This is a genomic window from Gemmatirosa kalamazoonensis (assembly GCF_000522985.1).
GTDB classification, from domain to species: domain Bacteria; phylum Gemmatimonadota; class Gemmatimonadetes; order Gemmatimonadales; family Gemmatimonadaceae; genus Gemmatirosa; species Gemmatirosa kalamazoonensis.
In genome coordinates this window covers 514,595-529,292 of record NZ_CP007129.1, presented here as the reverse complement: position 1 = coordinate 529,292, position 14,698 = coordinate 514,595, and the positions used below count along the sequence as shown (strand labels likewise).

15 protein-coding genes are annotated in these 14,698 nt (G+C 74.8%); 10 read left to right on the top strand and 5 right to left on the bottom strand.

Annotation, left to right across the window (positions count from 1 at the left end):
- Window positions 1-20: 20 nt before the first annotated feature.
- From J421_RS25235 to J421_RS25190, 10 genes are all read left to right on the top strand, one after another.
- A complete protein-coding gene (locus J421_RS25235; protein WP_025413896.1) occupies window positions 21-497 on the top strand; it encodes a plastocyanin/azurin family copper-binding protein in 477 nt (158 codons plus the stop codon).
- Window positions 494-748: a DUF542 domain-containing protein gene (locus tag J421_RS25230; protein WP_025413895.1), complete on the top strand. Its 255-nt coding sequence runs from the start codon at window positions 494-496 to the stop codon at window positions 746-748. Before J421_RS25235 ends, J421_RS25230 begins: the two co-directional genes overlap by 4 nt.
- A gap of 93 nt (window positions 749-841) precedes the next feature.
- Window positions 842-1,642, top strand: coding sequence for a carboxy-S-adenosyl-L-methionine synthase CmoA (gene cmoA, locus J421_RS25225; RefSeq protein WP_236646367.1), 801 nt, complete (start codon window positions 842-844; stop codon window positions 1,640-1,642).
- Between the two features lie 19 nt (window positions 1,643-1,661).
- Window positions 1,662-2,390, top strand: a complete 729-nt coding sequence (locus tag J421_RS25220) for a methyltransferase family protein (protein WP_104023280.1) — start codon at window positions 1,662-1,664, stop codon at window positions 2,388-2,390.
- Between the two features lie 65 nt (window positions 2,391-2,455).
- A complete protein-coding gene (locus tag J421_RS25215) occupies window positions 2,456-2,827 on the top strand; it encodes a hypothetical protein (RefSeq protein ID WP_148306531.1) in 372 nt (123 codons plus the stop codon).
- A gap of 105 nt (window positions 2,828-2,932) precedes the next feature.
- Entirely contained in the window at window positions 2,933-3,370 is a 438-nt protein-coding gene (locus J421_RS25210) for a hypothetical protein (protein ID WP_025413891.1), read from the top strand.
- A gap of 797 nt (window positions 3,371-4,167) precedes the next feature.
- Window positions 4,168-4,617: a hypothetical protein gene (locus J421_RS25205; protein ID WP_025413890.1), complete on the top strand. Its 450-nt coding sequence runs from the start codon at window positions 4,168-4,170 to the stop codon at window positions 4,615-4,617.
- On the top strand, window positions 4,610-5,011 hold the full coding sequence (locus J421_RS25200) for a contact-dependent growth inhibition system immunity protein (RefSeq protein ID WP_025413889.1): 402 nt from the start codon (window positions 4,610-4,612) through the stop codon (window positions 5,009-5,011). Before J421_RS25205 ends, J421_RS25200 begins: the two co-directional genes overlap by 8 nt.
- Window positions 5,008-5,559: a hypothetical protein gene (locus tag J421_RS25195; RefSeq protein WP_025413888.1), complete on the top strand. Its 552-nt coding sequence runs from the start codon at window positions 5,008-5,010 to the stop codon at window positions 5,557-5,559. Before J421_RS25200 ends, J421_RS25195 begins: the two co-directional genes overlap by 4 nt.
- A 5-nt stretch (window positions 5,560-5,564) precedes the next feature.
- Complete coding sequence (locus J421_RS25190) at window positions 5,565-6,035, top strand: universal stress protein (RefSeq protein ID WP_025413887.1); 471 nt, start codon at window positions 5,565-5,567, stop codon at window positions 6,033-6,035.
- A 46-nt stretch (window positions 6,036-6,081) separates the two neighbouring features.
- On the opposite strand, the gene nagE is transcribed toward J421_RS25190, so the two are convergent.
- The 5 genes from nagE to J421_RS25170 form a co-directional block, all read right to left on the bottom strand.
- Entirely contained in the window at window positions 6,082-7,881 is a 1,800-nt protein-coding gene (gene nagE / locus J421_RS25185; protein WP_025413886.1) for an N-acetylglucosamine-specific PTS transporter subunit IIBC, read from the bottom strand.
- A gap of 31 nt (window positions 7,882-7,912) precedes the next feature.
- Window positions 7,913-10,420, bottom strand: a complete 2,508-nt coding sequence (gene ptsP / locus J421_RS25180) for a phosphoenolpyruvate--protein phosphotransferase (protein ID WP_025413885.1) — start codon at window positions 10,418-10,420, stop codon at window positions 7,913-7,915.
- A gap of 73 nt (window positions 10,421-10,493) precedes the next feature.
- The gene (locus J421_RS25175; protein WP_025413884.1) at window positions 10,494-11,786 is read right to left on the bottom strand and encodes an alkaline phosphatase family protein; all 1,293 of its coding nucleotides are present in this window, start codon (window positions 11,784-11,786) and stop codon (window positions 10,494-10,496) included.
- A gap of 11 nt (window positions 11,787-11,797) precedes the next feature.
- A complete protein-coding gene (locus J421_RS33080) occupies window positions 11,798-13,822 on the bottom strand; it encodes a hypothetical protein (protein ID WP_025413883.1) in 2,025 nt (674 codons plus the stop codon).
- Window positions 13,819-14,694: a hypothetical protein gene (locus J421_RS25170; protein ID WP_025413882.1), complete on the bottom strand. Its 876-nt coding sequence runs from the start codon at window positions 14,692-14,694 to the stop codon at window positions 13,819-13,821. Before J421_RS25170 ends, J421_RS33080 begins: the two co-directional genes overlap by 4 nt.
- Between the last annotated feature and the right edge of the window lie 4 nt (window positions 14,695-14,698).

The window sequence follows — 14,698 nt, the reverse complement described above, 5'->3', positions numbered from 1 at the left end:
TTCGACTCGAGCCTCACTCAATGACGCAGTCCCGGATCTCCACGCTCGCCGCCCTCGCTGCCGCCACCCTCGTCGCCGCGTGCGGCGGCAAGGACCACGGCGCCGCCTCCGCCGCCGAGCAGGCGCCTAACGCGGCGGCCAACGCCGCGGCGCCGGCGGCCGCTGGCGGACCGCAGACGCCGGACGCCGGCGGACAGGTCATCACTGTCACGGCGACGACCGACGCGCAGGGCAACAACGTGTTCCAGCCCGCGACGGTCGAGGCCAAGCCGGGCGACGTCGTGCGCTACACGCTCGGCCAGGGCGTGCACAACGTGCACTTCCTTCCCGACTCGAACCCCGGCGTGCAGGGGCTCCCGCCGGCGAGCGAGATGTTGCAGCTGCCGGGACAGACGTACGACGTGAAGGTCGCGTTCGCGCCGGGCACGTACTACTTCCAGTGCGACCCCCACGCGCTGCTGGGCATGAAGGGACACCTGAAGGTCTCGGCGCGGTGAGCGGCGTGCGCGGCGCGGCGGGGTCGCTCTCGGACGGGCGCGAGAGCCGGCCCATTCCGCGCGTCGACCCCGCCACGACCGTGAACGAGCTGCTCCGGCAGCACCCCGCCGTCGCGTCGGTGCTCGACGGCTTCGGCATCGACGCGTGCTGCGGCGGCGCGCGCACGCTCCGCGACGCGGCGCGAGAGGACGGCGCCGACTGCTGCGCGTTCGTCGCCGCGCTCGAGTGGGCGCTGTTCGACGAGGAGTGACCGAACGTCTCGCGCGATGTGAGGCTCGTTGACAGCCGGCCCGGGCGCGGTATATCCGGGGAGGTCGACGAGTCTTCACCAGGGAGGCCGAGCGTGAGAGACGTCGTGACGACGCCCGCGTCGTACCGTCCCGACGGGGCCATGCCGGGCCCGATCACCCCCGGCGGCGCACCGACCGATCGCATCTTCGCGGACGGAGCGCCGCGCGGCTCCGACTTCGCGTTCGACGCGGCGACCGTGCGGGTGTTCGACGACATGGTCAACCGCTCGGTGCCGTTCTACGGCGAGATCCAGCGGATGACGTGCGAGCTCGCCGCGGAGTTCGCGGCGCCCGGATCGACGGTGTACGACTTCGGGTGCTCCACCGGCACGACGCTGCTGGCGCTCGACTCGTGGCTCGACCCGTCGGTGCGGCTCGTCGGCGTCGACAACGCGCCGGACATGGTGCGCTGCGCCCGCGAGCGGCTCGACGGGCTGACGCCGACGCGCCGGCGCGAGGTGCGGCTCGTCGACCTGCACGCGCCGTTCGTGGTGGAGGACGCGTCGGTGTCGGTGATGCTGTTCACCCTGCAGTTCGTGCGGCCGCTGCACCGCGAGCGCGTCGTGCGCACCATCGCCGCGGGAACGCGCCCCGACGGCGCGCTGATCTTCTGCGAGAAGGTGATCGAGAGCGAGACGCTCTTCAACCGCGTGTTCATCGACAAGTACTACGCGATGAAGCGGCGCCACGGGTACTCGGACATGGAGATCGCGCGCAAGCGCGAGGCGCTGGAGAACGTGCTGATCCCGTACCGCGTGGAGGAGAACCGCGAGCTGCTGCTCCGCTGCGGGTTCACGCGGTTCCAGGAGTTCTTCCGGTGGTACAACTTCGCCGGCATGATCGCGGTGAAGTGACGGGCGCGAGGCCGCCGAGATGCTGATCCGCTACGGCAACTTCCTGTTCCGCTACCGCGACGCGCTGTTCCCGGTCGTGCTGCTCGCGCTGTTCGGCCTCACGCGCCCGCACTGGCCGAGCGGCGACCGGCGGCTCGACGACCTGCTCGACCTGCTGGGCGTGTCGCTCGCCGTGGTGGGGCAGGCGCTGCGCGTCGCCGTGATCGGCTACGCGTACATCATCCGCGGCGGCCGCGACCGGCGGGTGTACGCCGAGGGGCTCGTCACCGGTGGGCTGTTCGCGCACTGCCGCAACCCGCTGTACGTCGGCAACCTGCTGATCCTCGCGGGGCTGCTCGTCGTGTGGAACAATCCCTTCACCTACGCGTTAGGCATCCCGTTCTTCGTGTTAGGCTACGTCGCCATCGTGGCCGCGGAGGAGGCGTTCCTGCGCGACCGCTTCGGCGCGGCGTACGACGCGTACAGCGCGGCGGTGCCGCGGTGGGGGTTCCGGCCGCGCGGGCTGCGCGCGTCGCTCGCGGGGCTGCCGTTCGACTGGCGCCGCGTGATCGTGAAGGAGTACGGCAGCGCGGCGTACTGGGTGGCCGGCGCGTGCCTGCTCATGCTCGGCGACTCGCTCGCGCACGAGCCGTGGGACGCGCGCCCGACGTATCACGCGGCGCTGCTCGCCGGCGTGCCGGCGACCGCGGTGCTGTGGGCGCTGGCGCGGTGGCTCAAGAAGTCGCGTCGGCTCGTCGCCTCGACCTGAGCCGGCTCGCGATGCTCGGCGGTTGGACCCTCTTGGTCCAGCGCGGTGTATCAGGCTCCGTGAGCGTGTCCCTCCTCGTAGCCCTCTGGCTCTCGATTTTCCAGGCGCTCGCCGGTCATCCGGCGACGCGGCCTGACGGCGCCGCCGCTCGTGCGGCGAGCGCCGCGGTCGAGACGAGCGTGCGACGGAGCGAGCCCCGCCCGACGCGCGACGCGCCGCGCTTCACGCGTGTCGTCACGGGCGTCGTGTCGGCGACGGGCGCGCCGCCGGCCACGCATCCCACGCCGGCGACCTCGCTCGGGTCGCCCGCGGCGCTGCTGCGCGCGCTGGTCGGCGCGCCCGACGCGAGCCTGCGCACGCTGCGCGCGTCGCACGCCGTCGCCGCCCTCGGCGCCGTCCTCCCGTACTTCGCGACGGCCCCACCTCTCCAGGGCTGATCGCCCTCCGCGCTCGCGCGCCACGCGCTGAGGCGAGGGCACCCGTCGACTTCCGCCCCGGGCGCGCGCGCCCGGGATCCGTCCGACACGCCCTGGAGAATCGCCATGTCCTTCCACGCTCGCCCGATCCCGATCCCCGCGCATCTGCCGGGTGGTCGCAACGACACCTCGCAGCCGCAGGTGCGACTCGCGTCGCCGATGGACGATCCGCCGGCCGAGTCGCCGACCGCGCCGTCGGAGACGGTGGCCGCCGCGCGCACGTCGACGGCGTCCACATCGCCCGCATCGTCCACGACGTCGACGGTGGCGCACGACACGCCGTGGCCGTGGTACCGCCGCGAGCCGTGGCTCTCGGTCGTGCTGGCGGCGTTCGTGCCGATCGCCGTCGGCTTCGCGACGCCGCAGGAGTTCCATGCGCTGCTGCTCGGCCTGAGCGGACTGCTGCTCGTCCTCAGCATCGCGATGCTCGTCCGGCAGGGGCCGTTCACCGAGCACCCGCGGCCGACGACGGCGCGCACGGCCGATCGGCGCGTGGCCGCCTAACGTGTCGACCTCGCTTGACTTCATCGGCGCGCGGGCTACACTCCGATGCGGGAGTCGCGTCCCGATGTGGAAGGTGGCCGCCGCGCGTCGCGCGGGTGGTCGCCCCCGGCAGCCGTGTGTGCTGGCCGGTGACATCGGTGACGCGACTTCGTGCGTTTCACCCACTCGCGTGCACGCCGTCATGACTGCTGCTACCACCACCGCTCGATCCGCGACGCGACCAGCGCGCACCGCCACGCCGGCGCGCGGAGCGTGCACGGGTGCGACGGGGTCGTGGACGGGGCGGGCGGCGACGTCGCGCGCGACCGACAGCGGCGTGCCGTACCTCGTGAAGTCGGGCACGCATCGCACGCGGGTGTCCGAGATGCGAGACGTGGCGGCCGACCTCCCGCGCGCGCGCAGGCGCCGTGGGCCATCGCTCCGAGGGCGGCACCGGAGCGGCTGAGCCCCGGCCTGGACCGGCTCCCGCGGCGACCCTCACCGGCGCCGCGACCGACCGCCCCTCCTGCGCACGACGCCGGGGGGGCGGTCCCACGTTAGGCACCGCTTCCGGTGGGCTCGCGCGCGCACGCGTGGCCGCACAAAAAAAACGCGACTTCCGCGGTCGCCGTGCGCGTCGCGCAGCCCACCCGCACCTCACGCGAGAGAGAGGAGGGCCGCATCCACCATCGACATCCGATCGCACCACCAGCTGAACGGTCGGGCACCGGGCCGCGCCGAACGACGGCATCACGGCGTGGTCCGCGTGCCGGACGACATCCCGCTCATCACTCGCGGCACGCGTTGGAGGAGACGCCATGCTGAACGTACTCGCCCAGGGCGACGAACTGCACAGACTCGAGCGGCTCGACGGAACGGTGGTCGGCTGGATCCGGGATCGCACCATCGGGCTCCACGGATCCGGCGACGAGCACCGCGCCATGACCGTGGCGGCCGCGGCGTGGCGCGCGCTCGACACGGCGCTCCGACGCCAGTATCCGGGATGGCCGCGCTACGAGCCGGTCGTGGACCGGCTCCGCATCCTCCACGACGGTCGTCACGAGTGGATCGCCGACGACACGCGCAAGCTCGCGCGGCTCCTGCGCGTCGACGACGCGCCGCCGGGCATGGAGAGCTTCGCGGTGGAGTTCGACCTGCCGTCGTACGCGACGTTAGGCACGCTGGTGAGCGCCGCGCAGTCGATGAGCCGCGCGCTGGCCGAGGGCGCGGTGGCGGGACCGTCGCCGGACGCGCGTCCGGATGCCTGACTCTCGCGCGCGCGCCACCTGCGCACCGACGACGCGCCGACCGATTGCGGACGCGCGGCTCACGGAGCTGCTCGGCGCGCTGCTCGGCGGCTGGGACTTCGCGAGCGCGGTGCCGCGCGCGCTCGACGTGGCCGAGCGGGATCCGCTCGCGTCGGGCGGATGGTTCACCGGCGACATCGTGCGCGGGCTGATGGAGGTGCCCGGCGCGTTCTGGGCGCGTCATCCCACGCTGTACGCGCGCTACCAGATGGTGCTCCGCGCGAGCGCCGAGGCGCGGCGAACGCTGCCGATCGAGCAGCGCATGCAGTTCTGGTCGCCGCTGGCCGACCTCCCGCGCGACGCCGCGGTGGAGCACCCGATCGACCACCAGGTTCACCCGAGAGGATCGACATGATGAGGATCATTCCGCGAAGCCCCGGAGCGTACCTGTTTCGCGACGCCGGTCACGCGACGGTCGGCTGGCTCGAGGCGCGGACGGTCCGCTTCACGTGCTTCGCCTCGCATCGCGACGCCGTGGCCGCGGCGGTGCAGGGCGCGCTCGCGCTCGCCGCGTACGCCGGCGGCACCACGTCGCGCGTGCTGCATGCGGGCCCCGGGGCCGCCCGGCCGCCTAACGACGCGGGCGGCGAGGCACGCGCCGGCGTCCGCGTGCTGAACGACGGCCGGCACGAGTGGGTGTACGTCCACGCGACGCGCGTGGCGCGGCTGGTGCCGCCGACCTCCGCGGACGCGGTGCCGTCGATCGAGGAGGTGCTGGCATGCGGCGGCCCGAGCGCGTGTCCGCCGACGCCCGAGGCGAATGCGTTCTCGATCGAGTTCCTGCTCTCCGAGGACACGAGCCTCGACGTCTGCCTGACGATCGTGCAGGTGCTGTACGCCGCCGTGCACCATCACCGGATGCGGCCCGCGGCGCGTGCGTCGCGCGTGCCCTCGTGGAGGTGACACGCATGCCGGGATCCGCCCTCTCGCATCGCGCCGCTCCGCTGCCCGAGCGGAGCCGCGAATCGCGCGCCTCGATGCGCGAGCTGCCACGCGTCGTCGCCGGCATCGACTTCAGCCTCGCGTCGCTCGCCGCCGCGCGGTGGGTCGGCGAGGCGCTCGGGCCCCACGTCGAGCTCGTGCTGGTACACGCGCTGCCGCCCGTCGCGGCTGCGGCGCGCGGCGGAACGGACGCCCGAGCGGACGCCATCGTCGGCGCGCTGCGCGGGCTCGCCGGACTGCTCCCGGTGCAGCGCGTGACGCCGCTCGCTCGGCGCGGGTCGGTCGCCGACGTTCTCGCCGCCGTCGGCGCGGAGATGCAGGCGCAGCTGATCTGCATCGGCCGGGACGAGGTGGACGGGCAGCCCGCCCTACGCCTCGCGGCGCGACTGATCGAGCGCCGCACGGCGGCCGTGCTGGTCGTGCCGAGACGCGTCTGAAGGTGGCCGGCGACGGCTCGTGCGATCCGACGGCGCTCTTCCAGCGTCAGCGCTCGGCCGACGCGTTCAGGGCACGCGCGAGCGCGTCGGGGTCGGCATGCAGCAGGTGCACGCTCGTCCGCGAGGGGCGGGCGACGCCGCGCACGCCGAGCGTCCGGAGCGCGGCCTCGTCGATGCGTGTGCCGTCGACGACGGTGACGAGCACGCGGCCGCCGGCCGCCTCGAAGCTGCGCACCGCTGGCGGGCCGCCGAGCGCCGCAAGGATGTCGGACGCGTGCGCCGCCAGCTCGCCGTCCACGCGCGCCGCGCCGTCGGTCGCGGCGGGTGCGCTCGCCGGCACCGGTGCGGCGGCCGGCGCCGGCGGCGTCGCGGCCCTGCGCGGCAGCTCGTGGAGCCGATCGCGGATCTCGCCCGCGACGAGATCCGCGATCGGGCCGAGCACCACCTGGAGGCCGTTCGCGCCCACCTTCATCGTGCCGCTCGCGCCGAGCCCGCGGAGCGTCCGCTCGTCGATCGCGCCCTGGTCGTTCACCGTTAGGCGCAGGCGCGTCGCGCATGCGTCGACGGTGCGCAGATTGGCGGGACCGCCGAGCGCCGTGATGAAGCGGCCGGCCCGACTGTCGTCGGCGCCCGCGGTCGGCGCCGACGCGGCCGCCGTCGTCGCCGCGACGTCCTCCTCGAGCTCGCGTCCCGGCGTCTTGAGGTCGAAGCGGACGATGGCCCAGCGGAACAGCCCGTAGTACAGCGCGAAGTACACCAGTCCCACGGGCCACAGCAGCAGCGGGTTCGTGGACTTGTTGAAGTTCAGCACGTAGTCGAACAGCCCCGCCGAGAAGCCGAAGCCGAGCTTCGAGTTGATCAGATCCATCGTCACCAGCGCCGCGCCGGTGAGCACCGCGTGCAGCGCGTAGAGCGCCGGCGCGAGGAACATGAAGCTGAACTCGATCGGCTCGGTGACGCCGGTGAGGAACGACGTCAGCGCGAGCGACAGCAGCATGCCGCCGACCGCCGCGCGCCGCGCGGGCAGCGCCGTGCGGTACATCGCGAGACACGCCGCGGGGAGGCCGAACATCATCACCGGGAAGAAGCCGCTCATGAACGCGCCCGCCGTCGGGTCGCCGGCGAAGAAGCGGTTGAGGTCTCCGGTGACGCCGTGGTAGCTGCCGACGAGGAACCACGCCACGTTGTTGATGATGTGGTGCAGTCCCGTGACGATGAGGATGCGGTTCAGCAGGCCATAGACGAACAGGCCGATCGGCCCCGACGAGACGACCGCGTTGCTGACCGCGTCCATGCCGCGCGTGAGCACGGGCCACCCGAACCCGAACGCCGCCGCGACGACGAGCCCCGCGAAGCCGGCCGCGATCGGCACGAAGCGGCGTCCGCCGAAGAACGCGAGATAGTTCGGGAGCTTGATGTCCTTGTAGCGGTTGTACAGCCACCCGGCGATCAGTCCGCTGATGATCCCGATCGGGACGCTGAGCCGCGACAGCTCCTTCGACTTGAACGCCGCGACCGCCGCGTCGGCGGCGTCCTTCGCGAGCCCCGCGCCGATCGTCGGCGGGACGGCGATGAGGACCTTCGCGCCCTCGGTCGCGATGAGATAGCCGACGACGCCCGCGAGGCCCGCCGCGCCGTGGTTCTCGCGCGCGAGCCCGACCGCGACGCCGATCGCGAACAGCAGGCCGAGGTTGGAGAAGATCGCGTTCCCCGCGGCGGCGACGAACGGAAGGTTCAATAGATCGCCCTGGCCGAGCCGCAGCAGCAGCGCCGCCGCGGGCAGCACGGCGATCGGCAGCATCAGCGCGCGCCCGAGAGGCTGGGTGGCCTCGATCCACCGCTTCATCCGCAGATCCTCGTGTGCTGAAAGGTGTGGCTCACGTGCCTAACGTCTTCGCCTGCACCAGCTCGCGCACCGCGCGCGCGCTCGTCTGCGCGAGCGCCTCCGTCGCGAGCGACCTGCACGCCGCCTCGGACAGGCCGCGCACGATGCGCTTCACGCGCGGCACCGCGCCCGCCACCACGGACAGCTCGCGGATGCCGAGGCCGAGGAGGATCGGGATCGCGTCCGGGTCGGAGCCGAGGCCGCCGCACACCGCGATCTCGCGGCCGGCGGCCGTGGCGGCGGCGCTCGCCGTCGCGATGAGGCGCAGCACCGCCGGGTGCAGCCCGTCCAGCCGCGGCGCGAGCTCGGCGTGCCCGCGGTCGAGCGCGAGCGCGTACTGCGACAGGTCGTTCGTGCCGACGGAGAGGAAATCCACCTCGCGCACGAGCTGGTCGGCGAGCAGGGCGGACGCCGGCGTCTCGATCATCACGCCGAGCTTCGGCGCCGCGGCCACGCCCAACGAGGCGCGCTCCTCGTCGAGCACCGAGCGCACCGCGCGCACGTCGTCGAGGTCCGTCACCATCGGCAGCAGCACGCGTACGTGCTCGGCGGGCTGCACGCGCAGCATCGCGCGCAGCTGCGCACGCAGGAGATCGGGTCGCCAGAGGCTCGTGCGCAGACCGCGCAGGCCGAGCGCGGGGTTCTCCTCGCGCGGCAGCGGGAGATACGGGATCGGCTTGTCGCCGCCGATGTCGAGCGTGCGGATGGCGACGGGCCGCCCCGCGAGCGCGGTGGCGATGCGCTGGTAGACGCGGAGCTGCTCCTCCTCGTCCGGCGCGTCGCGGCGCTCGAGGAACAGGAACTCGGTGCGCACGAGCCCCGAGCCCTCGGCGCCGAGCGATGCCGCGGCCTCCGCTTCCTCGACCGATCCGCAGTTCGCGTACACCGCGACGTGCACGCCGTCGGTGGTCTGCGCGGGCTGCGACGCGGTGGCGCGGTCGGACGCGTCCTGCGTCGCGCGGTCGGCGATCGACCGCTGCACGGCATCCCACTCCGCGGCCGGCGGGTCGACGTCGACGCGGCCGCGCACGGCGTCCACCACGACCCGCGTGCCGTCCGGGACGTCGAGGATCTCGCTTCCCGCCGCGACGAGCATCGGGATCCCCATCGACGCCGCGAGGATCGCCGCGTGCGACGTGGGGCCGCCGCGCGCGGTGACGATGGCCGCGATGCGCGTCCGATCGAGCGACACGAACAGCGACGGCAGGATGTCGTCGGCGACGACGACCGCCTGCTCGGGCAGGTCGTGCCTAACGGCGCCGGGCGCCTGGCCGGCGAGCACGCGCAGCACCTGGTTCTCGAGATCGCGCAGATCGGTGGCGCGCTCCAGCATGCGGGCGTCGCCGAGCGCGGTGAGCGCGTCGATCGTCGCGCGCGTCGCGCCGCTCCACGCGGCGCCCGCGCTCGCGCCGCCGCGGATCGCGCCGTCCGCGTGCCGCGCGAGCTCGGGATCCCGCACGAGCTCCATGTGCGCGTCGACGATCGTGCGCTGCTCCGCGGTGGCGCTCGCGGCGAGCGTCTCGAGGTACTGCGCGACGGTGGCGACGGCGGCGCTCAACGCGCTCGCCTCGCGCGCCGGGTCGCCGCTCGACGGCGCGATCGGCACCTCGGCCGGGATGAGCTGCACGGCGCGGCCCGCCGCGACGCCGCGCGACGCGATCACGGCGTCGTATCGACCGCGGCCGTCGTCCGCGGTGCGGCGCGGTCGTGCCGCTTGCGCTTCCGCGCGCGGGGGCGGCGGCGCGGCGGGCTCCGCGAGCAGCGACGCGACGGCGGCGAGCGCCCGCGCCGCGTCGGGTCCCACCGCGCGCACCTCGACCGTCTCGCCGGTGTGCACGCCGAGCGTCATGAGCGCGACGGCGCTGCGGAGATTCGCGCTGCGGCCGCGCGAGACGAGCGACACGTCGGCGGCGAACGGGCGCAGCGCCGCCGCGAGCTGCGCGGCCGGCCGCGCGTGGATGCCGTGGTCGAACGGCACGGTGAACGTGCCGCGCGCCTCCGCGAGCTCGGCCACCGGGGGCTCCGCGCGCGTCTCCGTGGTGTCGACGCGGACCTCCATGAGGAAGTCGCCGACCGCGAGGCCGCGATGCTCGGCGCGACGCGTCACCACGGCCTCGACGTCGCCGGTCGCGACGACGACCGGCGTCACCGCGCTCTTCGCGTGCCGCGCGACGAGGTCGAGGTCGAAGCGCAGCAGCGGATCGCCGGCGCGGACGCTCTGTCCCGGACGCACCAGCAGCTCGAACCCCGTGCTGCCCATCTGCACCGTGTCGATGCCGACGTGCATGAGGATGTCGATCCCGAGCACGGTGCGCAGCGTCACGGCGTGCGTGCCGCGCGTCGGCACCACGACGCCCTCGCACGGCGCGTGGAGCACGCCGTCCGTCGGGTCGATGCCGACGCCGTCGCCGACCATGCGCGCGGCGAAGACCGGGTCCGGCACCTCCGAGAGTGGCAGGCACCAGCCGGCCACGGGCGCACGCAGTTCCAGTGAGGTCATGGGAGTTCGATCGGGATTCCGGCGCGGGCGACGCCCGGCCACCCCATCTTATCCGCCGTGCCGCCCGTGCGCTCTACGCGGGCGCGACCAATCCCGGCAGGAGCACGCCGTCGACCGTGGGGAACGTCAGGCCGAGGAGGGCCGCGACGAGCGGCGCGATGTGCTCGAGGCCCATCTCTGGAACCACGGCGCCGCGGCGGATCCCGGCGCCCGCCGCGACGAAGCCGGTGCGCATCTCCGGCATGTCGGGCAGATACCCGTGGGCCGCGCCGAGCTTCGCGACGAGCGGCGGATCGAACGGGCTCTCGTGCAGCTCGACGCCCGGCACGGCGCACAGCGCGAGCGGCGACTCCGGGTCCGCGCCGAGCGCGCGCAGCTCGTCGGCGCGGACGATGGTGAACAGCCGCCGGAGCCCGGGCGACTGCGTCGCGAGGATCGCCTCCACCTGCGCGACGGCCTCGGTGTCCGCCGGGTCGCGCAGCATGAGGAACGCGGAGCCGCCGCTCGCCATGAACGTCGCGCGCCACGCGCCGCGGTCGTCGCGCCGCTCCATGAATCCGGCCTCCGCGAGCCACACGTTCGGCCGCAGCTGGCTGTGGAGGTCCGACGAGCCATGATCGCCGGTCACGACGAACGTCGTGCGGTCCGCGATGCCCAGCCGCTCGACGACCTCCAGCACCTGCGAGATCGCACGATCCGCCGCGCCGCACGCGCGTCTCAGCCGCGGGTTGTCGCGTCCGAGCTCGTGCTGCACGTGGTCGGTGCCGATGCAGTGCATCAGCAGCAGCGTGGGGCGACGACGCTCGAGGATATACGCGCCGATGGCGCCGACGCGGTCCTCGCGTGCGAGCTGCCGAATGCCGAAGTTCGCGCCGCGCAGCGGACCGGTCGCCTCCCGCTCGAGCTCCTCGATGAGGCCCGCCGGCGTCGTCGTGGCGCGGATCGGCGCCATCGGATCGCCGTCGTCGAGCGGCCAGACGTCCGGCACGTTCCAGTCGATCGCGGCGCCGACGGTGACGGGCCAGCTGATCGCCGCGGTCGTGCCGCCAGCGGCGCGGACCGCGTCCCAGAGCGTCGGCACGCGAATGTGCTCGGCCTCCCACAGCCAGCGGCCGCTCTGGCCCGCCGGCTCGAACGGGCGGTTGTGCCTGACGCCGTGTCGCGCCGGAAGCTCGCCGGTGACGATCGTGGTGTGGGCCGGATAGGTGAGCGCCGGGAAGACGCTGCGGACCGACTCTGCGTACGCCCCGCTCGACGCGAACAGCTGCAGCGTCGGCATCGGCCACGTGAGGTCGCGGTAGAACGCCGGTCGCAGCGCGTCGATCGAGACGAGCACGACGTGGTCGGCGCGCGCGCGAGCGTTCACGGCAGCGCCGCCTAACCGCGGCCCGCGCGCCGGATCGCGCGCGCGATCTCGCTCCGCGCGAGCACGTCCGCCCAGAACGAGGTGTTCGTCGCGTCCCAGTTCACGAGCACGTTGTACACGCGGTCCGCCTCGCGCGCGACGCGTCGACGCTCGTCGGCCGTCGCGCCGCCGCGCTCCGTGCGCGCGAGCCACTCGCCGTACGCATGCACCGCGAGATACGGCTCCGTGGTCGCCTCGAGATGCGTGCGGATCGCCGCGATCTCCTCGTCCGCGCTCAAGGCCGCGGCGCGCCCGTGCACCGCCGTATCGCGCAGCGCCGCGACGCGCCAGCCGAGCGACCGGTACCACGCGTTGTCGACGCCGTGGAACAGCTGCCCGCGCTGCGTGGCGAGCCACCGCGCGTAGGCGAGGCGCCCGGCGAGCGACGTGTCGCCCGCGAGCGCGGCCGCGCGGCGCCACCGCGTCGCGAGCTCCGCGGGCACGGCGCGCCCGCCGCGCGCGAGCGCCTGCACCCCGGCGTTCCACGCGGCGGCGCTCCACGTGCCGCGCGCCGCCGCGCGCGCGCCGAGCGTGACGGCCGCGTCGCGCGTGGAGTCGGCGAGCGCCGCGAGCGCGCTGTCGGGCAGCAGCACGCGCACGAGGTAGGTGCGCGCGTCCTCGACGAGCAGCGGCTCCCGCGCGGCGCGCGACCACTGGCGCCGAGTGACGGCGAGCCGCGTGCGCACGAGCGCCGCGACCGAGTCGGCGCCTAACGCCGCGGCCTGCGACTCCGCTCCGCGCTCGTCGCCCGCCGCGTAGAGCGCGACGAGGCGCAGCCGTCCCCACAGCGTCGTGCGCCGCTCGGGGCGCGCGGGGAAACGCGTCGGCAGCGGCTCGCCGGCGAGCGCCGTGCGCACGGCGCGCTCGAGCAGCCGCTCCTGCAGGTTCACCGCCCACGGCCGCGCGAGGCTGTCCTCCGAGAGACGCCACAGCGCATCCCACTCGGCGCGCGACGGGGCGCGGACCGTGAGCATCGCCGAGCGCAGACGCGGGTCGGTGGCGGCGGGACCTTGCGGCTCGCCCACCATGCCGCGCACGGCGAGCACGCGCAGCTCGCCCAGCACCCGAGGCAGGCGGCGCGGCCACGCCGCGAGCGTCAGGCGCCACGCACGTGTCGAGTCACCCTCGTAGTACGCGACGCGCACGCGCGACAGCCGCACGAGGTCCGCGAGCGGGTGATCGGGGTAGTCGGCGAGCCAGCGCGCGTGTGCGTCGTCGAGCGCGCGCCAGCGTGCGGCCGGCACCTGCTTGCGGATCTCGTCGGGCCACCCGTTCGGGATCTCCGTGCGCAGCCGCTCCTGCAGCGCGACCCAGCGCAGGCTCGCGATGCGCGGATGGTCGGGGCGCCTGACGGCGAGCGCGGCGAGCGCCGGGAACGCGAGCCGTCGCACCTCGACCGCGGCGGCGAGCGGTGCCGGCAGCGATGCGGGCGTGCCCGGCACCGCCCGCGCGTCCAGCCCCGTCGCGAGCACGCGCGCCGTCAGCGCCGCGTCGACGCCGCGCAGCGACGGCGCGAGCTCCAGCAGCTCGACGGCGCGGCGGAGCGCGCCCTGGTGCGCGTCGGCGATCGGCGCCGGCTCGTCGAGCACGCGTGTCGCCACCGCGCGCGCCTCGCGCTCGGCGCGCGCGAGATCGCCCGCGCGGAGCGCCGCGTCGAGCGCGTCGACCGATACCGGCGGGATCGAGTCGTCGCCCGACGACCCGTACGCGCTCCGCCAGAGCGCGTCGATGCGCGCCGAGTCGGCGGGGTCGCCGAACCGGAACGGGGCGAGGAAGCGCAGCTCGTCGCGCGGCGTGCCCTCGAACGCGTCGACGAGCGTGACGCCGTCGAGCCACTTCTCCGGCGCGGCGAGCGGCGCGTCGATGTCGTAGCTCGCCGGGCCGCCACAGGCGCACGCGAGCGTGCGCGCGCCGCTCGCCAGCGTCGCGCCGGTGCCTAACGCCGCCGCCGCGACGAGCGCGAGGAGCGCCGCGCGCGCTTCGGGAAATCGTCTCATGGCGCCGTCTCGCTCGACGCGACGCGGTAGTCGAGCCACCGCTCGCCGGCGGGGAACACCCACGTGCCCCGGTACCACCGGCTGCGCGCGAGCCGCGGCGCGGCGGCGAACCACGCGCGGTGCGACGTACGGGCCGCCGTCGGGCCGCGCCGAGTCGCGCGCTCGAACGCGCCGACGCCGAGCCGGAACGGCAGCGCCCGCGCGTCGAGCGCCGCGGCCAGGGTGCCTAACGCCGCGGCGTCGAACCGGTCGCCCGTGTCGAACACCTGCACCACGTGGCCCGCGACCGCACCGCGGAACAGCGTCCCGTAGTCGGCGTGGCGGACGTGCGCCGGGATGCTGGTGATCCACAGCGGCCGCCCGGCGAGCGGGCCGCGGCCGAGCGCGCGCACCACCGCGGCCCACCGCGCGAGGCGCCGCTCGGGGCAGTCGTAGTCGAGCTGCACCTCGGCCACGCGGGCGTCCGACGCGTCGAGCGCCGCGAGCAGCCGGCCGAGCCGCGCGCCGAGCGCCGCGGCGAGCGCGCGGTCGTCCATGACGTCCCACGCGCGGTGGAACGCGTCGTCGAACCGCACGACGGCGACGACCGGCGCGCCGCCGGTATCGCGTGCCGCCGCCGGGGAGCGCGCGAGCCGCTGCGTCACCGAGTCGCCCGCGAACGCGATCGTCGCGACCCACACACCCGGCAGGAGCGCCCGATCCGCGCGCCGGCTCTCGGCGAAGCGCGCCGCGTCGGCGGCGGACCACACCCACTGGCCGTCGGCGCGGTCGGCGCGCGTCACCGGATCGTTAGGCGGGTCGGGCACACCGCACGCGAGAGGTGCGATCGCGAGGAGCGCGAGCGCGGCGAGCGAGTGCGGTGTGAGGCGCATGTCG

Coding starts and splice junctions, on each gene's coding strand:
- J421_RS25235 (WP_025413896.1), top strand. CDS start 21: ATGACGCAGTCCCGGATCTCCACGCTCGCCGCCCTCGCTGCCGCCACC.
- J421_RS25220 (WP_104023280.1), top strand. CDS start 1,662: ATGCTGATCCGCTACGGCAACTTCCTGTTCCGCTACCGCGACGCGCTG.
- J421_RS25210 (WP_025413891.1), top strand. CDS start 2,933: ATGTCCTTCCACGCTCGCCCGATCCCGATCCCCGCGCATCTGCCGGGT.
- J421_RS25205 (WP_025413890.1), top strand. CDS start 4,168: ATGCTGAACGTACTCGCCCAGGGCGACGAACTGCACAGACTCGAGCGG.
- J421_RS25200 (WP_025413889.1), top strand. CDS start 4,610: ATGCCTGACTCTCGCGCGCGCGCCACCTGCGCACCGACGACGCGCCGA.
- J421_RS25195 (WP_025413888.1), top strand. CDS start 5,008: ATGATGAGGATCATTCCGCGAAGCCCCGGAGCGTACCTGTTTCGCGAC.
- J421_RS25190 (WP_025413887.1), top strand. CDS start 5,565: ATGCCGGGATCCGCCCTCTCGCATCGCGCCGCTCCGCTGCCCGAGCGG.
- nagE (WP_025413886.1), bottom strand. CDS start 7,881: ATGAAGCGGTGGATCGAGGCCACCCAGCCTCTCGGGCGCGCGCTGATG.
- ptsP (WP_025413885.1), bottom strand. CDS start 10,420: ATGACCTCACTGGAACTGCGTGCGCCCGTGGCCGGCTGGTGCCTGCCA.
- J421_RS33080 (WP_025413883.1), bottom strand. CDS start 13,822: ATGAGACGATTTCCCGAAGCGCGCGCGGCGCTCCTCGCGCTCGTCGCG.
- J421_RS25170 (WP_025413882.1), bottom strand. CDS start 14,694: ATGCGCCTCACACCGCACTCGCTCGCCGCGCTCGCGCTCCTCGCGATC.